The 19,553-nt window shown below is 62.1% G+C and carries 15 protein-coding genes; 6 read left to right on the forward strand and 9 right to left on the reverse strand.

All coding sequences use genetic code 11. The features are described from left to right. Nucleotides 1-97 precede the first annotated feature (97 nt). Both HY26_RS16505 and HY26_RS16510 read left to right on the forward strand, forming a co-directional pair. Nucleotides 98-829 (forward strand): glycosyltransferase family 2 protein, encoded by a 732-nt coding sequence (locus tag HY26_RS16505; protein WP_081813124.1) that lies wholly within the window; start codon nt 98-100, stop codon nt 827-829. A gap of 148 nt (nt 830-977) precedes the next feature. Continuing rightward, nucleotides 978-1,544 (forward strand): hypothetical protein, encoded by a 567-nt coding sequence (locus tag HY26_RS16510; RefSeq protein ID WP_233348775.1) that lies wholly within the window; start codon nt 978-980, stop codon nt 1,542-1,544. A gap of 76 nt (nt 1,545-1,620) precedes the next feature. On the opposite strand, the gene phaR is transcribed toward HY26_RS16510, so the two are convergent. After that, complete coding sequence (gene phaR, locus HY26_RS16515) at nt 1,621-2,205, reverse strand: polyhydroxyalkanoate synthesis repressor PhaR (RefSeq protein ID WP_034767076.1); 585 nt, start codon at nt 2,203-2,205, stop codon at nt 1,621-1,623. A 152-nt stretch (nt 2,206-2,357) separates the two neighbouring features. On the opposite strand from phaR, the gene phbB reads away from it, so the two are divergent. Next, the gene (gene phbB, locus HY26_RS16520; RefSeq protein ID WP_034766823.1) at nt 2,358-3,083 is read left to right on the forward strand and encodes an acetoacetyl-CoA reductase; all 726 of its coding nucleotides are present in this window, start codon (nt 2,358-2,360) and stop codon (nt 3,081-3,083) included. A 150-nt stretch (nt 3,084-3,233) separates the two neighbouring features. Here the strand turns inward: phbB and HY26_RS16525 are convergent, their stop codons facing one another. From HY26_RS16525 to HY26_RS16540, 4 genes are all read right to left on the reverse strand, one after another. Beyond that, a complete protein-coding gene (locus HY26_RS16525) occupies nt 3,234-4,238 on the reverse strand; it encodes an NAD(P)-dependent alcohol dehydrogenase (protein ID WP_034766825.1) in 1,005 nt (334 codons plus the stop codon). A gap of 74 nt (nt 4,239-4,312) precedes the next feature. Next, nucleotides 4,313-5,782 (reverse strand): AMP-binding protein, encoded by a 1,470-nt coding sequence (locus tag HY26_RS16530; protein WP_034766827.1) that lies wholly within the window; start codon nt 5,780-5,782, stop codon nt 4,313-4,315. A gap of 35 nt (nt 5,783-5,817) precedes the next feature. After that, the gene (locus HY26_RS16535) at nt 5,818-6,768 is read right to left on the reverse strand and encodes an alpha/beta fold hydrolase (RefSeq protein ID WP_034766829.1); all 951 of its coding nucleotides are present in this window, start codon (nt 6,766-6,768) and stop codon (nt 5,818-5,820) included. A gap of 82 nt (nt 6,769-6,850) precedes the next feature. Further along, on the reverse strand, nt 6,851-7,153 hold the full coding sequence (locus HY26_RS16540) for an SCP2 sterol-binding domain-containing protein (RefSeq protein ID WP_034766830.1): 303 nt from the start codon (nt 7,151-7,153) through the stop codon (nt 6,851-6,853). A 209-nt stretch (nt 7,154-7,362) separates the two neighbouring features. On the opposite strand from HY26_RS16540, the gene HY26_RS16545 reads away from it, so the two are divergent. Next, the gene (locus HY26_RS16545; protein ID WP_034766832.1) at nt 7,363-8,910 is read left to right on the forward strand and encodes an acyl-CoA carboxylase subunit beta; all 1,548 of its coding nucleotides are present in this window, start codon (nt 7,363-7,365) and stop codon (nt 8,908-8,910) included. 30 nt (nt 8,911-8,940) lie between these two features. Here HY26_RS16545 and HY26_RS16550 read toward each other — a convergent pair whose 3' ends face one another. Further along, entirely contained in the window at nt 8,941-10,104 is a 1,164-nt protein-coding gene (locus HY26_RS16550; protein ID WP_034766833.1) for a histidinol-phosphate transaminase, read from the reverse strand. Between the two features lie 327 nt (nt 10,105-10,431). On the opposite strand from HY26_RS16550, the gene HY26_RS16555 reads away from it, so the two are divergent. Then, nucleotides 10,432-11,367 carry a DUF4349 domain-containing protein gene (locus HY26_RS16555; protein WP_034766835.1) on the forward strand — a complete coding sequence of 312 codons (936 nt, stop codon included), beginning with the start codon at nt 10,432-10,434 and terminating at the stop codon, nt 11,365-11,367. A 65-nt stretch (nt 11,368-11,432) separates the two neighbouring features. Here the strand turns inward: HY26_RS16555 and gltB are convergent, their stop codons facing one another. After that, entirely contained in the window at nt 11,433-15,974 is a 4,542-nt protein-coding gene (gene gltB / locus HY26_RS16560) for a glutamate synthase large subunit (RefSeq protein ID WP_034766837.1), read from the reverse strand. Between the two features lie 4 nt (nt 15,975-15,978). Next, on the reverse strand, nt 15,979-17,421 hold the full coding sequence (locus HY26_RS16565) for an NAD(P)-dependent oxidoreductase (protein ID WP_034766839.1): 1,443 nt from the start codon (nt 17,419-17,421) through the stop codon (nt 15,979-15,981). A gap of 231 nt (nt 17,422-17,652) precedes the next feature. Here HY26_RS16565 and HY26_RS16570 point away from each other — a divergent pair, with 231 nt between their 5' ends. After that, the gene (locus HY26_RS16570) at nt 17,653-18,507 is read left to right on the forward strand and encodes an undecaprenyl-diphosphate phosphatase (RefSeq protein ID WP_034766841.1); all 855 of its coding nucleotides are present in this window, start codon (nt 17,653-17,655) and stop codon (nt 18,505-18,507) included. A 1-nt stretch (nt 18,508) separates the two neighbouring features. On the opposite strand, the gene HY26_RS16575 is transcribed toward HY26_RS16570, so the two are convergent. Continuing rightward, nucleotides 18,509-19,498: a complex I NDUFA9 subunit family protein gene (locus HY26_RS16575; RefSeq protein WP_034766843.1), complete on the reverse strand. Its 990-nt coding sequence runs from the start codon at nt 19,496-19,498 to the stop codon at nt 18,509-18,511. Nucleotides 19,499-19,553: the final 55 nt, after the last annotated feature.

Genomic DNA, 19,553 nt, shown 5'->3' on the forward strand with positions numbered 1-19,553 from the left:
GAAGCGCAGGGCTCGCCTTTCGCCGGAACGCTCTGTATGACGCGAAGACTTTTTCGAGCGCCAGTTTGGGGGGCGCACCAGCAGAAGGGATCTGGATTTGGACCAGGCTCTTGAGTTCTCCGTCGTCGTCCCGGTGCATAATGAATCCGGGAATGTGGCGACCCTGATCGGCGAAATCGCCAAGGCGCTCGACGGGCGCGCTTATGAAATGGTCTTTGTCGACGATGCCTCGACCGACGACACCCGCGCCCAGCTGGTGGAGCTGAAAGCGAAATATCCGATGCTGCGTGTGCTCGGACACCGGAAGAATGCCGGCCAGAGCCGTGCGATCCGCTCCGGCATTCTGGCCGCAAAAGCTCCGGTCATCGGCACGCTGGACGGCGATGGACAGAACGACCCGGCTGACCTGCCGGATCTCTACCGCCAGCTCACCCGTCAGGATGCCCCGGAAAAGCTGAACATGGTCATGGGCCGCCGGGCCAAACGCAAGGACACGGCCTGGAAGCGGTTCGGCTCGCGCTTTGCGAACAATATCCGCAAGCGCATGCTGAAGGATGATTGCGACGACAGCGGTTGCGGCATCAAGGTGATGAAGCGCGCTGCCTACATCCAGCTCCCCTATTTCGATCACATGCACCGCTACATGCCGGCCTTGATGCGGGCTGAAGGGTTCAATGTGGAATACCGGGACGTCAACCACCGCGAGCGCGGGACGGGCAAATCGAACTATACAAATTTCGGCCGCCTGAACGATGCTTTCTCAGATCTGCGCGGTGTCACCTGGCTGATCCGCCGCCGGCGCAATCCGGGCGGCGCGGACGAAATCTGAGCCCCCTTAAATTCATGGGCAAACCGCCTGCAAATCGCCCGATTTGCGGGAATACTGGTGGTTAAGGCCGTGGGGGTTTTTCCTCGCCTCGCCGGAAACTATCCGGTACACCTCGTGTTAACACGCGCTGAGCGACGGGTTAGTGAACATGAAAAAGGACACGCAGGCAGCCGTCATTGGCGGGTTCATCGCCAGACGCAAACGGCAAAATGCCGGGTCCCGCAGCAGCACCGAAAAGGGGTATTTGATGCGTGCAATCTTCGGAATCTTTCCGCTACTGGTCGTGCCGGTGGCCCTCTACAACCTTCTGGCCGTCATGGCCGGCGGCCCGGCGACGACAACCAATGAGCTTGGCCAGATCATTGTCAGCGATACCGCCCCGCTTCAGGCCGTGCTGAACGAGACCTTTTTCTCGCTTCCGATGATTTCCGGCGTCAAATGGGTGCTGACCCAGGGCGATGCGATCCTGCTGTTGTCGATCGTTTTCCTGTTCCTGGAAATCCTGAAGTCGACCAGCACCGGCACCTCGACCATCATCAATCACGCGATTTCGATGATGCTGTTCATCCTGTGCCTCATCGAGTTCCTGCTGGCGCCTAACTTCGCCACCTCCACCTTCTTCATCCTGATGTCGATGACACTTCTGGATGTGCTGGCCGGTGTGGTGGTGACCATCGTGTCTGCGCGGCGCGACTTTGGCGTGGATCACGGCTGATCCGGTACCGAAACTAAAAGCAGAAAAGCCCGCTCGATGGAGCGGGCTTTTTTTGATTTCACCTTGAGCGCGCGTCTCAGTCCTTGCGGTACAGCTCTGCCAGCTGGTCCTGGATGGCGGACATCTGGGCCTGCATGTTGGCGAGCGCCTCGGCCTGCATTTCCATCATGGAACCGGCCGGGGAAGACGACGAGGACGAGTTTTGGGGCTTCGACGAATTGTAGAGCGTCGGCATGAACATCTTCATGGCCTGTTCGAACATCGCCATGTTCCGGCGGGCTTGTTTCTCGAACATGGTCATCGGATTGGCCGCCTTCTGCCACTCCTTCTGCGCTTCGGCGAAGGAGTTCATCGACATGTCTAGGAAGGCTGGCAGGAAGGTCTGCGCGCCACCGCCATAGAAGCCGATCAGCTGGCGCAGGAAGTTCAGCGGCAGGGCGCCCTCACCCTTGGTTTCCTGTTCGAAGATGATCTGCGTCAGAACCTGGCGCGTCAGATCCTCGCCCGTCTTGGCATCGCGGACCTCAAAATCCCGACCCTCGCGGACAAGTTCGGACAGGTGATCCAGCGTCACATAAGACGAGGTCGACGTGTCGTAGAGGCGCCGGTTCGCATATTTTTTGATGATGATTGGCTCCGAAGAACCCGACCCTTTGACCATTTTCATCCCTCAGCTTTCCGCAAGGGGAAAGCAATTTTTGTGCTATGCCGCATAATCTCGCATAAAATCTGCATGCGACCAATGCGCTATTGAAGTTTCTGCAACAGTAACGCTAAGCATGCTGCAGTGCAAAATTTAAGGGAGGAGCACCCATGTCCAAAACGGTTCTGGTCACAGGCGGTACACGCGGTATCGGCCACGCCATCAGCGCAGCCATGGCGAAAGCCGGCTACAAAGTCGCGGCAAACTATGCCGGTAACGAGGAAGCCGCCAAGGCGACCGCCGACGAGCTCGGCATCCATGTCTACAAGTTCGATGTCGCCGATTATGACGCCGTTGGCGCCGGCATCGCCGCGATTGAAAAAGACCTCGGCCCGATCGACATCGTCGTGAACAATGCCGGCGTAACGCGCGATGCGCCCTTCCACAAAATGACGAAAGACCAATGGCAGCAGGTGATCGACATCGATCTGACCTCCGCCTTCAACGTGACGCACCATGTCTGGGAAGGCATGCGCGAGCGCAATTGGGGCCGCGTCATCAACATCTCGTCCATCAACGGCCAGAAGGGTCAGTTCGGCCAGGCGAACTATTCCGCCGCCAAGGCCGGCCTGATCGGTTTCAGCAAGGCCCTTGCCCAGGAAGGCGCCAAGAAGGGCATCACCGTGAACACGGTCTGCCCGGGCTATATCGACACCGAGATGGTGCGTGCCGTGCCTGAGAAAGTGCTGGAAGGCATCATCGCGACGATCCCGGTCGGCCGCCTCGGCAAGCCGGAAGAAATCGCCTCCATGTGCGCCTATCTCGCCAGCGACGACGGCGCTTTCATTACCGGCGCGACGATGACGGTGAACGGCGCGCAATATATCGCCGGCTAAGCCTGTTTCGTTCCGGGACAAAGAAACGCCCTCCCCTGCCGGGAGGGCGTTTTTTCATGTCCACATAGAACATGGCATGATCATACCGGACCAGGCCTGCTCCGGCATGACCAATGAAGACCATGCCGGACTATAACGGACATTGCCGGATCAGACCGTCAGGACGATCTTGCCGAAATGCTTCTGGCTCGCCTGATGGGCGAACGCGTCGGCGATCTTGTCCAGCGGGAAGGTGCTATCGATCACCGGCTTGATGCCGTTCGCCTCGATTGCGTCGATCATGTCTTCCTGCATCCGGCGCGAGCCGACCGTAATGCCCGACAGGGTGATATTGCGCGAGAAGAGCGCCGCCGTCGGTACTTCACCGGAGACGCCGGTGAGCACGCCGATCAGCGAGATGTGCCCACCAGGACGGCACGCCGCGATGGACTGGGCCATTGTGCCCGGCCCGCCGATCTCGACGACTTCATCGACGCCGCGTCCGCCGGCCAGTTTGAAGGCTTCAGCGCCCCATTCCGGGTTTTCCTTGTAATTGATCACATGATCGGCGCCGAGGGCTTTCAGCTTTTCGAGCTTCTCGGCCGACGACGAGGTCGAGATCACCCGGCAGCCAGCCGCCTTGGCGAGCTGCAGCGCGAAGATCGACACGCCGCCCGTGCCTTGCGTCAGCACCCAGTCGCCCGGCTTGATCTTGCCTTCGGCGACAATGCCGCGCCAAGCGGTCAGCGCTGCACACGGAAGGGTTGCGGCCTCTTCAAACGTCCAGCCTTCCGGCATGCGGGTGAAGGCCGTTTCCGGCGCAGCAACAAGCTCCGCCGCAAAACCGTCTGCTCCGTCTCCGGGAACGGACTGGAAGCCCGCCGCCTCGATCTGGCCGGACTGCCAGCTTGGGAAGAACAGCGAGAGGACCTTGTCGCCCGCTTTCCATTTGGTGACGCCCTCGCCGACGGCGACGACTTCGCAGGCGCCGTCGGACATCGGAATGCGGCCATCCGGGGTCGGGATGCCGCCCATGACGACGACAAAGTCGTGATAATTAAGGCTGGAGGCGCGCACGCGCACCAGCACTTCTCCCGGGCCGGGTTTCGGATCGGGGCGTTCTTCGATGACGAGATTTCCGGGTCCGCCCGGCTTCTTGACGGCTGCAACTTTCATGGGGTTTTCCTCCTGAATTTGGGAGGAAGGGAGCGGTCCCGCCCTAGGGTAAGTCAAGCGGAACCGGAATCACTTCAGGCGTTTTGGGCCATGGCCGCGATCCGTTCTTCGCGGAGTGTCTTGCGGCGTACCTTTCCGGCATCGTCGCGCACCGCTTCGCTGACATATTCGAAGCTCTTCGGGATCTTGTAGCGCACAAGCATGGTGGCGAGATGGGCCACCATGTCGGCCTCGTCCACCGCGCCCTCCGGCCGGCAAATGACGGCATGCAGGCGCGCGCCCATATCCTCGTCCGGCAGGCCGATCACGGCGGACGACTGGACACCCGGATAGGCATCGATCGCCGCTTCCACTTCCGCTGGATAGATGTTCGCCCCGCCCGACAGGATCATGTCCGACAGGCGGTCTGTCAGGTAGAGATAGCCGTCCTCATCCATGTAGCCCATGTCGCCGAGGCTTTCCCAGCCGCCTTCAAGCGATTTGGCCTCTGCGCCAATATAACGATAGGTCGTGCCCGGGCCTTCCAGCGGGCGCATGAAAATCTCGCCAACTTCGCCGGGCGGCAGGTTTTCGCCATTCTCGCCGACAACCTTCATCTCGCACGCCTCGACCGGTTTGCCGACCGAGCCGCGATGCTCCAGCCATTCCGTACCCTGAATGATGGTCGTGCCCTGCCCTTCGGTGCCGGCATAGAGCTCCCAGATCACGTCACCGCCAAGCCATTCGATGAAGCATTCCTTCAGCCAGGCCGGGCATGGCGCCGCGAGGTGCCAGAGCGCCTTGAGGCTGGACAGGTTGTACTTGTTCCGCACGTCTTCCGGCAGTGCCCAGATGCGGCGCATCATGGTTGGCACGGTGTAGACGACATCCACTTTCAGCCGCTCGATCGTCGACAGCGTCTTCTCCGCGTCGAAGCGTGTCGTAATACCGACCGTGCAGCCCTTGAAGAGGGCAATCATCGCCCACATGAACGGGCCATTGTGATAGAGCGGCCCCGGGATCAGCATCGCGCCCTGCACCGGGATTTCGAGATAGGGCAGTTCCGGATCCCAGGCAGCCGGGATCTTGGATACAATCAGTTTCGGCCGGCCGGTGGAGCCGCCGCTGGTCATCGCCTTGAGCGAAGCGGCCATGCGTTCGGGAAGTTCCGTGTCCGGAAGGCTGGCGTCCGGCTCGTAGTTCTCGGGCACAGACGGCGTGTCGCCATATTCTCCTGCCGGAACGCCGACCACAAGGGATGGCTTGCCAAGCTCCACGATCTGGTCACGCTCATGCTTGGGCAGGCGGGAAGAAATCGGCTGCGGCGTCGCGCCGGCTTTCCAGGTGGCGAGGCAGGCTTCGAAGAATTCGATCCCGTTCGGCAGCGCAATGGTGACGAAATCGTCCTGCTTCACGCCCAGCTTTTCATAAGCGCGCGCAAGGCGGTTGGTGCGCCGGTCAAGGTCTGCCCAGCTGATCTGGGCCCCTTCATGATCGATCGCAGGCCGGTCCGGCTGTTTCGCCGCCCAGAAAGCCAGAATGCGTGAAAGCGTAATGATCGCCACAGGTTTCCTCCTAACCCCAGTCTATTTTTTCTTGTCTATATATCCGCACGTTTCAGGAGGCGTTGGAAGCCCTCCCAGAACTGCGCGCGCTTGTCGTCCGTTTCCATCAGGATCTCGTGCATCGCGCCCTCAACCATCACGTGCTCACAATCCGGCAGGCGTTTGCAGACAGCGGTATGGGTCGCATTGTCGACCAGCTGCTCTTCTGAGGCAGAGGCGACGAAGACGGGAATGGTCACAGAGTTTAGCGTCCTGGCTTTTGTGAAGGTCGCAAGGATATCCAGCGACGCACCGAGCCAGCCCCATGTTACCGGGCCGAGGTCCAGCTCCGGCCGGGCATCGACGAGGTCGCGCTGCAGCTGCCAGTGCTTTCTGTCATGGGTCACGATGTTCGTCTCGAACGTCTCCGGCGGGCCGGGCTGGACAGCATAGTCACCGGACCGGCCGGTCGCCCGCATCGCCCAGACGAGATAGCGCATGCCGAGGAATTTCGACTTGATCCCCCACATCGGCGCAGAGAACGCGGCGGCGTCCACCTTCACAAGACCTCGTGCAATGGCGGCCAGCGCAATCGCGCCGCCCATGGAATGAGCAAGCGACACATAAGGCCGCGGCAGGCGGTCATCGAGCGCCTCCAGCCCGTTGGCCAGCGCGCCCATGAACGTCTCGAACCGGTCGATATGGCCTTTCTTCGTGTCGTCGAGCAGGCGCTCCGACAGGCCCTGCCCCGGCCAGTCGAGAATGACGACGGCAAAGCCCATCGCCTGCAGCTCGTGCCCGACCTCGAAATATTTTTCGATGAATTCCGTCCGGCCCGGGCAGACGATGGCCGTGCCGCGTGGCTTGTCAGGCGCCAGCGCCGGGGCGACGCAGGCACGCAGGGCACGTCCGCCCGTGCCCTTGAACCAGACGATCTCCGCTCCTGTAGGCGGCGGATTGCCAGGAACGAGGACGAATTCGGTATCCGGCGAAGGGGTCGTGTCCATGCAGTTTTATCCCAGACGGAAAAGGCCGCCCGCAGGGTGTCCCGGGGCGGCCTGACCTGTCAAACCCGAAGGGCGGTTCGCCTTAGGAGAGCGCCTTCATCAGGCTCTGAAGCTGCATGGCAACCGACATGTCGCCTTCAACTTTCAGTTTACCCTGCATGAAGGCCATCGTGGCGTCGAGGCCGCCGGAGGCAATCTTCTTGAAGTCTTCCCAATCAACCTTGATCGTCGCATCGGCTGCGTCGTCAGAATTGTTGGCCACGCCATTCATGCCGTCGATGAAAAGTTTGCCGGCATCGCCGAAATCAAACTTCACCTTTTTCTTGAAGTCGCCGCCTGCGGAAACAGCGTCATTGGCCTTGGCTGTGAGTTCTGCGAGATCCATGAGATTCCTCCTTGGGATGGATTTGATGCGATAAAGCAGACCCGCGGTATGAAAATCAAGGAAAAGCTGTGTGACATACCGTATCGTGAAGGAGCTTTCAGATTCTCGCGGTACGGCCTTGTGTTCTCCGGGCCATGCCCGCTGAAATCTTGTGAGATCGGTTTCACATCTGCTTGACGTTGCGCTGGGGAAGCGTGGAAGGTCGCGGCATGAGTTGGGAAAAATCGATTGAGGAACTCCGCCGCCGTGAACGGCTGGCCGAGAAAATGGGCGGCGAAGAACCCGTCGAACGCCAGCGCGGGCGCGGTAAGCTGACCGTCCGGGAACGGGTCGCCTTCCTGGTCGATCCGGGCAGCTTCCATGAGATCGGCAAGATCTCCGGCCGGGCGACCTATACCGCGGACGACGAACTCGAGACTTTCCTGCCAGCCAGTTCCGTCACTGGGCGGGCGACGCTGGATGGCCGTCCGACCGTGATCCTCGCCGACGATTTCACCGTGCGCGGCGGCGCCTCGGATGCCTCGATCTGGCAGAAAATGGTCCAGATGATCAAAATGGCGGCGGAGTATCGCATGCCGCTGGTTCAGATGATTGACGGCACGGGTGGCGGCGGTTCGGTCAAATCGCTGGAGAAAGACCCGCGCACCTATATTCCCGAAACGCCCGGCTGGAACGAGATCGTCCACGGCATGACGCAGGTGCCGTTCGTCTCGCTGGCTCTCGGCCCTTGCGCCGGCATGGGCGCGGGCCGTGTGGCGGCCAGCCATTTTTCGGTCATGGTCAAGGAACTCAGCCAGGTGTTCGTGGCCGGACCGCCCGTGGCCATCGCACTCGGTGAAAACGTGACCAAGGAAGAGCTCGGCGGCTGGAAGATCCAGGCGCAGAACGGCACGGTAGACAATGTCGTCGATACCGAAGCCGACGCCTTCATCGCGGCGCGGCGCTTCCTGTCCTACCTGCCCCCGTCCGTACACGACCTGCCTCAGCGCACGTCCCCGGCCGACCATCCGGACCGGAAGGAAGAGAGCCTGCTCTCCATCGTGCCAACCGACGGAAAGACCCCCTACAAGCCGCGCAAGATCATCGACGCCACGGTCGACCATGGGAGCTTCTTCGAGATCGGCAAGGAATGGGGCCGCGGCATCGTCACCGGCTTCGCGCGGATCGATGGCTACCCCGTCGGTATCCTGGCGGGCGACCCCTTCTTCCTGGATGGGGCGTGGACGGCAGATGTCTGCGACAAGGTCACACGGCACATGGACCTCTGCTCCATGTTCCACCTGCCGGTCATTCACTTTGTCGACTGTCCGGGCTTCGCTGTCGGCGTGAAGGCGGAGACAGCCGGCGTCACCCGCGCAGGTGTACGCGCCATGACGGCCGTCTATCAGGCAGACGTGCCAGTCTGTTCGGTGGTCATCCGCAAGGCCTATGGCCTCGCCGGGTCGGCGATGATGAACCAGTCGAAAACGAAGTGGCGCTATTGCTGGCCGAGCGGCGACTGGGGCAGCCTGCCCATGGCGGGCGGCATCGAGGCCGCGTTCCGGAAGGAACTGGCCGAGGCGGAAGATCCCGACGCCTTGAAGGAGCAATTGTACCGGAAGTTTGAAGCGATCCGCTCACCGTTCCGAACGGCGGAAAGTTTCCTTGCGGAGGAAATCATCGACCCGCGCGACACGCGGCCGCTGCTGGTGGATTTCATCCATCACGCCTGGCGGGTCCTCGAACCCGGCGAGCGCAAGGTGGGCTACCGGCCCTGACCGAAGCCAGGGCCGGGGCCCCACCCCCCTTTAGATCGAGGTCAGGACTTCTTTTGCGGCCGCGTGGCACTTGTCGATCTCGTGATCGAGGCCCACGCAGATACGTGTCCAGTTCGGCAGGTCGCTCCAGCGCTCACCAACAACGCGCACATTGCGCTCCAGCATCTTGGCGGCGAAATCCTTCGCCGGCATACCGACATCCATGTAGATGAAGCTGCCCTGCGGATCCGGTGCGATCGGGCGGCCAAGGTCTGCGGCCATGGCGATCAACTTCTGGCGTCCACGGATCATGGTGGCGCGCATCTTTTCGAAATGGGCCGTGTCCTCAAGGCTGGCCATGCCAGCAACGAGACCGAGATAGTTGACGTTCGACAGGCGGCCCGTCATGCGCATATCCATCGCCATGTCGGCCGGCATCAGGCCGTAGCCAAGACGCTGACCGGCCATGCCGTAGATTTTCGAGAAGGTCCGTGCCACGATAACCGGCTTACCAGCGGCAACAAATTCGGACATCACATTGCCCGGATAGTCGTCCGACATGTCCAGATAGGCTTCGTCGACGAAGACCGGAACCTTGTTGCTGACGTCTTCGACGAAGGCTTTCAGCTGCGCTGTCGGGATCGTCTTGCCGGTCGGGTTGTTCGGGTTGCAGAGATAGACAGCCCCCGTGTCCGGGCCGACACGGGCCGCGATGGCTTCCATGTCATAGCCCATGTCCTGGGTCAGCGGCATGTAGACGACTTCGGTGCCTGCCTGTTCTGCGACGCGCGGCACGCCCTCATAGGTAATCGCGGAGGTGATGATCTTGCCGCCCTTCACATTCACCCAGTCGGAGAACGCCGCCAGGATTGGGGTTGAGCCGTTGGTGACCAGCACTTGCTCCGGTGCAACGCCTTCGCGCTCGGCGACCATCGCGGCAAATTTCGACACGGTCGGATAGGTGTAGCGATAGAGGTTCGCAGCTTCGGCCCTGACCGCCTCAACCGCTTTGGGCGACGGACCATACGGGTTTTCGTTGGCCGACAGGATGGCGAGGGCATCCGGGTCGATCGCGTCATTGGCCGGGGTGGCCGCAGTGGCGGTTTCCGAGCAGGCTGAGAGGGCGGTCGCCGCGCCAACGGCGCCGACACCGGCCAGTTTCATCAGGCTGCGGCGGGAAGGTGAAAAGAGCGGTTCGCTGGAAAATCTGTTCATGACCTTGGGTCCTTAGAATGGTCCGGAGGGTCTCTCACCGAGGCTGGAGGACCGGCGCACCCTCCGAGGCGCCGGATGTGCAAGAACGATCCGCCTCGCCTGCTGCGTCGGCAACACAAAGGTTACCCTGCCGGGGAATCCGCTGGCGATTGCTTCCTTGATGACCAGATTCGCCTGTGAGGCGGGCGCCGTTGCGGGCGGGTCGCGCGCCTGAGCCGCACTCTGCCCCCTCCCGCGGACCCGACCGCCGCAATTTTTCGCTTTGCGAGCGGAATCTTGCCTTTTTCCGCGTTTCATGTGGGAGATGAGTCCACTGGAGGGACACACATGAACACCAAATCACTTCGCCTCGCGCTGTCGGCGCTGACCCTGTCGGCCATGGGCCTTGCCGCCTGCGGCGGACCCGGCGCATCGCGGGAATCCGCCCGCCCTATAAACGCGCCCCCTCCCCCGGTCGAAATGTCGATGGGCGCGAAATACGCCGCCGACGACGGCATGTTGATGGAAGAGATGGAGGCCGGCGGCGGGCCAGATGGCAGCATGGGTGGCGAGACCGTCGCCCAGCAGTACATTGCCTACTCCCACTCCATCGGCATGCGCCTGCCGGTCAATGCGATCGAGCCGACGTTGCAGGGCCATATCGATGCCTGCAACAAGGCCGGGCCCACGGTCTGCATGGTGACGAATTCCTGGATGAATGCCTATTCGGAGGATGAAGCCTCCGCCTCGCTGAACCTGCGCGCCACACCGGCCTGGATCGAACAGTTCCTGAACGGCGTCGAAGCCGAAGCCAAAGCGGCGAAAGGCGAAATCACCAACCGCCAGACGACTGCCGAAGACCTGACCGTTTCCATCATTGATACCGATGCACGGCTGAAGGCGCAGGAGACGCTGCAGGCCCGGCTGGAACAGCTGCTGGCCGACCGGCCCGGCAAACTGGGCGAACTGCTGGAAACTGAGCGGGAACTGGCCCGCGTCAACGGCGAGATCGATTCCCTGAAATCTTCCCTCGCGGCCCTGCGCCAGAGGGTGAACATGAGCCAGCTCTCCATCGGCTATGAAACCAAGCGCAACCCGGTCTCGCAGGGCGCGCTGGAGCCGCTGGCCCGCGCCTTCGGGGATTTCTTCTATAATCTGTCGAGCGCGCTGGCCGCCGTGATCACCGCCTTTGCCATTGGCCTGCCCTGGCTGATCCTGATTGGCGTCTTCGTCTGGATATGGCTGAAACTGATCTGGCCGCGCATCCGCCGCAAGAAATCCTGATCCTGCCCCCAAACAGCAAAGCCCCGCGGATCGCTCCGCGGGGCTTTTTCTTTACAGGTCTGGAATCAGGCCTTCGCGGCGACCTTTTTCTTCGCCTTTGGCTTGGTACGGCCGAGCAGCAGGTGTGCGATTTCCTTCGGCACGACCATCAGCATGTCGTGGACGGCGCGGTCCCAGTCGTCGAGGATTTCCTTGCCGCGGACAGAGCCCGTGCGGCGGACATGTTCCTCGATCAGGGCCTTGGCCTCGCCGATATGTTCGGTCGGCATTTCCGGCAGCGGATACCAGTCGATCGAATCCGGGTTGGCGACGCGTTCGAACCGGTTCGTCGGATCCCAGATGAAGGCCGCGCCGCCCGTCATGCCGGCGCCGAAATTGTCGCCGATGGGGCCGAGGATCACCGCACGGCCATTGGTCATGTACTCGCAGCCATTCGCGCCGCAGCCCTCGACCACCGTCTTCGCACCGGAGTTCCGGACCGCGAAGCGCACGCCTGCCGTTCCGGACGCGAACAGCTTTCCGCTGGTCGCACCATAGAGACAGGTGTTGCCGATGATGGCATCGCCGGAAGCCGAGCGGCGGTCTTTCGGGCGCGGGGCCACGACAATGGTCGCTCCGGACAGGCCCTTGCCGACATAGTCATTGGCATCGCCGATGACTTCCAGCAGCAGGCCCTGCACCGAGAAGGCGCCGAGTGACTGGCCGGCCGAGCCTTCAAGCCGGATGTGCAGGCGGCCTTCCGGCAGGGCATGCATGCCGAACTTGCGCGTGATGGCGGAGCTCGACCGTGTGCCGATGGCGCGCATCGTGTTCTGCACGTCGTATTCGAGCTGCATCTTCTCACTGCGCTCGAAGAAGGGTTCTGCATCGCGCAGGATCTGAGCATCCAGCGTATCCGGCACTTCCTCGCGGTGAGCCGGATGGTAGATGATCGGCTTGTCGGTATCGACCTGGACCAGAAGCGGGTTGAGGTCGAGGTCATCGAGATGCGTCGCGCCGCGGCTGACCTGGGCCAGGAGGTCCGTCCGCCCAATGGCTTCGTCGAGAGACTTCAGGCCAAGCGAGGCAAGGATCTCCCGGACGTCTTCTGCGATGAAGCTCATCAGATTGACGACCTTCTCCGGCGTGCCGGTGAAGTGCGCGCGCAGTGCCTCGTCCTGCACGCAGACGCCGACCGGGCAGGTGTTCGAATGGCACTGGCGCACCATGATACAGCCCATGGCCACAAGCGAGGCCGTGCCGATGCCGTATTCCTCAGCGCCCAGCATGGCCGCGATGACAATGTCACGGCCCGTGCGCAAGCCGCCATCGGTCCGCAGGGTGACCTTGTCGCGCAGATTGTTGAGCGACAGGATCTGGTGCGCTTCTGCAAGGCCCATTTCCCAAGGCAGGCCGGCGAACTTCACCGAGGTCTGGGGGCTCGCGCCCGTCCCGCCGACACCTCCAGCGATCAGGATGATGTCCGCCTTCGCTTTCGCCACACCGGCAGCCACCGTGCCGACGCCGGACTGGGCGACGAGCTTCACGCAGACACGGGCCTCCGGGTTGATCTGCTTCAGGTCGTAGATCAGCTGGGCCAGATCTTCGATGGAATAGATGTCGTGGTGCGGCGGCGGAGAGATCAGCGTTACACCCGGCGTCGCGTGGCGCAGGCGGGCGATGAACTCGGTCACCTTGAAGCCGGGCAGCTGGCCGCCCTCGCCGGGCTTGGCGCCCTGGGCCACCTTGATCTCGATCTCGCGGCACTGGTTCAGATATTCCGCCGTCACGCCGAAACGGCCGGACGCGATCTGCTTGACCGACGAGTTCATATTGTCGCCGTTCGGCAGCGGGCGATAACGGGCGCGGTCTTCGCCGCCCTCCCCCGAGACAGACTTGGCCCCGATCCGGTTCATGGCGATGTTGAGCGTACCATGTGCCTCAGGGCTGAGCGCGCCGAGCGACATGCCGGGCGTCACGAAGCGCTTGCGGATCTCATTGATCGACTGAACCTGCGTCAGCGGCACTGGCGGCAGGTTGCGTTTGAAGTCCAGCAGGTCCCGCAGCTGAATCGGGTTGCGTGCCTCCAGCGCGTCCGCAAATTTTCGGTACACCGAATAATCGCCCGTGTTGCAGGCGGTTTGCAGCGTGTGGATCAGCTGGCCATCGAGGGCATGCGGTTCATCGTTCGCGCGCAGGCGGTAGAAGCCGCCAACGGGGAGCGAGATGACATCGTCGTCAAATGCCATTTCGTGGCGGACCAGCGCGTTCTCTTCAAGGCCTGCAAGGCCAAGGCCGGAGATACGGCTGTTCATGCCGGGGAAGTAATCGGCCACCAGCGCGCGGGAGAGACCGAGCGCCTCGAAATTGTACCCGCCGCGATAGGATGAAATGACCGAGATGCCCATCTTGGACATGATCTTCAACAGGCCCGCTTCCACGGCGGCCTTGTAATTGTGCACGCACTCTTCGAGCGTCAGGTCGCCGTAAAGGCCGCGGGCATGGCGGTCGGTGATCGCGTCCTGCGCAAGGTAAGCGTTGACGCAGGTCGCGCCGACGCCGACGAGCACGGCAAAGTAATGCGTGTCGAGACATTCGGACGAGCGCACCGTGATGGAGCAGAACGTCCGCAGGCCCTGCGCCACGAGGTGCGAGTGCACCGCGCCGGTGGCGAGGATCATCGGGATCGCGGTGCGGGTGGCGGACTGATACTGGTCTGTCAGGACGATATGCTCGCGGCCTTCGCGCACGGCATCTTCGGCTTCCTGACGGATGCGGGACAATGCTTCCTTCAGGGCGCTACCATCATTGGTGACGTCCTCTGCCGGGAAGGTACAGTCGATCTCGGTGTAGGACACGCCAAGCCGCGTCAGCAGCCGCTCATACATGCCGTTCGTCAGTACCGGGCTTTCCAGCACGAAGACTTCCTGCTGCGACTTGTCCGTGTCGAGCACGTTGCCGAGGTTCTTGAACCGCGTCTTGAGGCTCATCACGCGTTCTTCGCGAAGCGGGTCAACCGGCGGATTGGTCACCTGGCTGAAGTTCTGCCGGAAGAAATGGCTCATCGGGCGGTAGTTGAAGGACAGCACCGCCGGGGCCGTGTCATCCCCCATCGAGCCGATGGCTTCCTTGCCGGATTCCACCATGGGCGACAGGATCAGTTCCAGCGTTTCCAGAGAATAGCCGGCGGCTGTCTGGCGGCGCAGCAGCTCTTCCTTGGCGAACATCGCCGGTTCTTCACCGGGACCGATTTCCGGATCCAGTTCCGTCACGGCCGACAGCCATTCCTCGTAAGGCGCCTGGGCGGCCAGATAGTCCACAATGTCCTTGTGGTCATAGAATTTGCCGGTTTTCAGGTCTGCCGCGATCATGCCGCCAGCGGGGATCGAGCCGCGCTTGGCAACTTCGTGATCGCCGAGCGGGCACATGCCGGTTTCGGACCCGACGGCGAGGATACCGTCCGTCGTCAGCGCATAGCGCAGCGGGCGCAGGCCGTTACGGTCGAGACCCGCAATCGCCCAGCGGCCATCATAGGCCGCGATACCGGCCGGGCCGTCCCACGGCTCCATGACCGAGTTGCAGTAATCGTAGAGCGCACGATGCGCGAGCGGCATCACCGAGTCGCGCTTCGACCAGGCTTCCGGGATCAGCATGGCTTTCGCCATCGGAGCAGACCGGCCGGATTTGCAGAGCAGTTCCCACACGGAATCAAGCGCGCCGGAATCCGACGTGCCATCCGGAATCACCGGTTTCACGTCTTCGACATGCTCGCCATAGGTTTCCGAGACCATGCGGATCTCGTGGCTCTTCATCCAGTTCTTGTTGCCGCGCACCGTGTTGATCTCACCATTGTGGGCAATCATGCGGAACGGCTGGGCCAGGGCCCATTGAGGGAACGTGTTGGTGGAATAGCGCTGGTGGTAGATCGCAAAGGCGGAGCTGAACTGCTCGCTCTGCAGGTCGAGGTAAAACCTGTCGATGTCCTGCGCCAGGAACATACCCTTGTAGATCAGGGACGCGTTGCTCAGTGAACAGATATAGAAGCTCGGGATCGCTGCTTCGCGGGCTCGGCGTTCGATGCGGCGGCGGCAGATGTAAAGTGCGCGTTCCAGTTCTTCGCTGGAGCGGCCCATCGCATCGCGGAACATGATCTGCTCAATCGCCGGGCGCGTATCCTTCGCCTTCTGACCGATGACGGACACGTCGATCGGCGGCTGGCGCCAGCCATAGATATAGAAGCCAAAATGCAGCACTTCGGTTTCTACCAAAGTCCGCGCGGCTTCCTGTGCGGCGAAATCCGTACGCGGCAGGAAGATCTGTCCGACGCAGATCGGATCGTCCGTCGGCTTGTGGCCGGTGCGGGTGACATGCTCGCGGAAGAATTCCTGCGGCACTTCCACACGGATACCGGCGCCATCGCCGGTCTTGCCGTCCGCGTCGACAGCACCGCGGTGCCACACATTCTTCAGGGCCTTGATGCCCATCTCGACGATTTCACGGCGCGGCTTGCCGTCCAGTGAGGCCACAAGGCCCACGCCGCAGGCATCATGCTCGTTTTCCGGATTGTAGGCGTTCGCCTCAATCAGGCGCTGACGGTTCTGTTCGTACTGTTTCACATAGTCTGACATCTGATTACTCCGCCGCCACTTTGGAGGCACGTGCGTCCTGTTTCATGGCCTGGTGCATGGCCTCTGCTGCGTCGCGTCCATCCTTGATGCCCCAGACAACGAGAGACGCGCCGCGAACGATATCGCCAGCGGCGTAAACGCCCGGCAGGCTGGTTTCCATCGTGGAATAGTCCACTTTCACCGCGCCCCAGCGATTGACCGACAGGGCCGGCTCGTCGAACAGGGCCGGCAGGTCTTCCGGGTCGAAGCCCAGCGCCTTGATCACCATGTCGGCCTTTACATTGAAGGTCTCGCCGGTCTTCACCGGGCTCTGGCGGCCGGAGGCATCCGGTTCCCCGAGTTTCATCCGTGCGGCGCGTACGCCTTTGGCCTTGCCCTTGGTGTCGAGGATCGCTTCGGGGCTGGCGAGCCATTCGAACTTCACGCCTTCTTCCTCGGCATTCTGCACCTCGCGCTGGCTGCCCGGCATGTTGGCCCGGTCTCGGCGATAGAGACAAGTCACTTCCTTGGCGCCCTGGCGGATCGCCGTACGCACACAGTCCATCGCCGTATCGCCGCCGCCGATCACGACGACGCGCTTGTCCTTTGCGTCAAGGGTGCCGACGTCGAATTCCGGCACTGGATCGCCAAATCCCTTGCGGTTCGACGCCGTCAGGTAATCGAGCGCCGCATGCACACCGTCAGAGCCGGAGCCCGGGCATTTCAGGTCCTTCGCCGCATAGACGCCGGTTGCGATCAGTACGGTGTCATGCGTGTCGCGCAGTTTCTGCAGCGTCACCTTCTTGCCGACGCGCGTATTGAACTTGAACTTGATGCCGGAGTCTTCCAGCCGCTGGATGCGCCGTTCCACGACATCCTTTTCGAGCTTGAAGCCCGGAATGCCATAGGTCAGCAGGCCGCCGCCCCGGTCATACGCATCGTAGATCGTGACCTGATATCCCTTGCGGCGCAGCTGTTCAGCCGCGGCCAGGCCTGCCGGGCCTGCACCGATGATCCCCGCCGATTGCTTGCGCTCGCGTACCGGCTTGATCGGCTCCACCCAGCCTTCCGCCCACGCATTGTCCGTAATGTATTTCTCGATCGAGCCGATCGTCACCGTGCCATGGCCGGATTGCTCGATCGTGCAGATGCCTTCGCACAGCCGGTCCTGCGGGCAGATCCGGCCGCAGATCTCCGGCATGTTGTTTGTCGAGGACGAGACCCGCCAGGCCTCTTCCAGCCGGCCTTCGGCGGCGAGACGCAGCCAGTCCGGGATATTGTTCTGCAGCGGGCAGCCCTGCTGGCAGAAAGGCACACCGCATTGCGAACACCGGGACGCCTGCGTCTTGGCCGCATCCGCGCCGAACGCATCGTAGATTTCCGCGAAATCCGTAGCCCGCTGTTTGGCACCACGTTTGTCCGGCATGGTGCGCGGCACATGGATAAACTGCAGCATTCTTTCCGCCATACCGGCCTCCCGAGTATCTGCACCGGGCATAGAACCAGAGCACGGAGGCGGCAAGATGAATCTGCAATATACAATATCGTTATGATATCTACATGCAAAAACAGCGCAGATAATGGCATATCCAGCCCACTTGATATGCCTTATTAATATCAATTTGATATTGAGAAAAGCGCGTGCCTCTCTGGTCAAACCAAATTAGACCTTCTGGCAAAGCTCTGAAAGGCCAGCCCGTTGTCACTGCTACAGCTTGCCATCATCGCGACCCTTCAGGGGATCACGGAATGGCTGCCCATCTCCTCTTCCGCCCATGTCTTGCTCGCTTCCGACACGTTCGGAGTTACCGGACGGGATGAGCTGCTGATCAATGCCGTATCAAATCTTGGCACGCTGGCGGCCATGCTGATCTATTTCCGCAAGGATGTGATCCTTGCCTTCCTGGGCGGGTTCGAACTTCTGGCCGCGCCGGTCTCGAAGAAGCCGTTGTCGCAGAGTGGGCGCCTCGCCGCCTGCGTTATCGTGGCAACACCCATCGCCCTCGTCGCCGCCCTGCTCTACGAGGCGGTACTGCCCCAGGGCGTGCAGGACATGATGCGCAGCGTCTACACCGTGGCCGGGGCGACCATTTTCTTCGGCGCCCTGCTCTGGTGGGCAGACGTGGCCGGTCCGCGCACCCGCAAGGAAGAGGACATGACCCTTGCCCATGCCGCCCTGATCGGCGCGACGCAGGCCATCGCCGCGATCATCCCGGGCACCAGCCGCTCCGGCATCACCATGACGGCCGCCCGCGCGCTCGGCTATGAGCGCACCGAAGCGGCGCGGATTTCCATGCTGATCGGTGCGCCGATCCTGGCTGCCGCGGGCCTTTACGGCGCCTATGGCCTCTTCACGGCAGAAACAGACGGCAGCGCCGTACTGACCCTGCAGGATGGGTTGGTCGTGGCAGGCATTGCCTTCATCACCGGGCTCGCCTCCATCTGGGGCCTGATGGCCCTGCTCAGACGGATGAGCTTCCTGCCCTTCGTGCTGTACAGATTCCTTCTGGGGGCCCTGCTCCTGCTGGGCTCACCCCTGATCGGACTGTTCTAGATCAGGCTTCAGACGCCTTGTGGAACTCGCCGTAGTCGCGGAAGCGCCAGAGATAGGTCGGCACGATCGCTTCGGGCGTTTCCAGCGTGGTGACGCCGAGATCCGCCAGCGTGAGGGCGCCTTCAGCGACGACATTGTCGGTCTTCAGCAGCTCGACCTGGTCGCCCGTCACCGGCGCGTCGCCGAGGAAACCCCAGGAGAATGGCGGAACGTAGCGCCAGACAGCGCCTGACAGGTAACCGATCGGCTTGGCGGCAAAGAACGGCAGCGTGATCTTGAAGCGCGGGCGGGAGATCGTCTTGCAGACGAAATCATAGATCTCGTTCATCGTGTAGACGCGCGGACCGCCGAGTTCATAGGTCTTGCCTTCGGTCGCCTCATCGTCGACGGCCACGGCAATCGCCTCGGCCACGTCACCAGCATAGACCGGCTGCATCTTCGTCTTCCCGCCGCCGATGGCCGGCATCAGCGGGGCCACGCGAGCCATCTGGGCAAAGCGGTTGAAGAATTCGTCTTCCGGCCCGAACACGACGGACGGACGCAGGATGGTGGCGGTCGGGATCGCTTCGCGCACGGCGGCTTCAGCTTCTGCCTTGGTCCTTGCGTAGACAGACTTCGACTCTGCGTCGGCGCCGATGGCGGAAACCTGAACGAACCGGGTGATGCCCTTCTCTGCCGCAATCTCGGCCAGCAGGGCCGCGCCTTCGGCCTGCGTCGATTCGAAGGTCTGTTTGCCCTTTTCGGTGAGGACGCCAACCAGGTTCACCACCGCATCGGCATCTTCCAGCGCGCGCTCGATCGAGGCACGGTCGCGGATGTTGGCCTGAGCGATGTCGACCCAGCCCGGCGCGCCAGCCAGACGCACATCGCCGGCCAGATTTACCCGGCGGCAGGCCACACGCACACGCCAGCCTTTTTTCACCAGCTCACGGGCCGCATAGCGCCCGATGAAGCCCGAACCGCCGAAAATGGTCACCAAGCCCTTGGTCATGTTGGTCAAACCCTGCCTGAACGTTTGATTTTCCGCCTTTCACCACACGCCGCCG

This window comes from Hyphomonas sp. GM-8P (genome assembly GCF_003263315.1).
Taxonomy (GTDB): Bacteria; Pseudomonadota; Alphaproteobacteria; order Caulobacterales; family Hyphomonadaceae; genus Hyphomonas.

What these genes read in the sequence shown, in the direction of transcription:
- HY26_RS16545 (WP_034766832.1), top strand. Translation starts at nt 7,363, where the DNA reads ATGAGTTGGGAAAAATCGATTGAGGAACTCCGCCGCCGTGAACGGCTG.
- HY26_RS16525 (WP_034766825.1), bottom strand. Translation starts at nt 4,238, where the DNA reads ATGAAAGTTGCAGCCGTCAAGAAGCCGGGCGGACCCGGAAATCTCGTC.
- HY26_RS16555 (WP_034766835.1), top strand. Translation starts at nt 10,432, where the DNA reads ATGAACACCAAATCACTTCGCCTCGCGCTGTCGGCGCTGACCCTGTCG.
- HY26_RS16575 (WP_034766843.1), bottom strand. Translation starts at nt 19,498, where the DNA reads ATGACCAAGGGCTTGGTGACCATTTTCGGCGGTTCGGGCTTCATCGGG.
- HY26_RS16565 (WP_034766839.1), bottom strand. Translation starts at nt 17,421, where the DNA reads ATGGCGGAAAGAATGCTGCAGTTTATCCATGTGCCGCGCACCATGCCG.
- HY26_RS16550 (WP_034766833.1), bottom strand. Translation starts at nt 10,104, where the DNA reads ATGAACAGATTTTCCAGCGAACCGCTCTTTTCACCTTCCCGCCGCAGC.
- phbB (WP_034766823.1), top strand. Translation starts at nt 2,358, where the DNA reads ATGTCCAAAACGGTTCTGGTCACAGGCGGTACACGCGGTATCGGCCAC.
- HY26_RS16540 (WP_034766830.1), bottom strand. Translation starts at nt 7,153, where the DNA reads ATGGATCTCGCAGAACTCACAGCCAAGGCCAATGACGCTGTTTCCGCA.
- gltB (WP_034766837.1), bottom strand. Translation starts at nt 15,974, where the DNA reads ATGTCAGACTATGTGAAACAGTACGAACAGAACCGTCAGCGCCTGATT.
- HY26_RS16510 (WP_233348775.1), top strand. Translation starts at nt 978, where the DNA reads ATGAAAAAGGACACGCAGGCAGCCGTCATTGGCGGGTTCATCGCCAGA.
- HY26_RS16535 (WP_034766829.1), bottom strand. Translation starts at nt 6,768, where the DNA reads ATGGACACGACCCCTTCGCCGGATACCGAATTCGTCCTCGTTCCTGGC.
- phaR (WP_034767076.1), bottom strand. Translation starts at nt 2,205, where the DNA reads ATGGTCAAAGGGTCGGGTTCTTCGGAGCCAATCATCATCAAAAAATAT.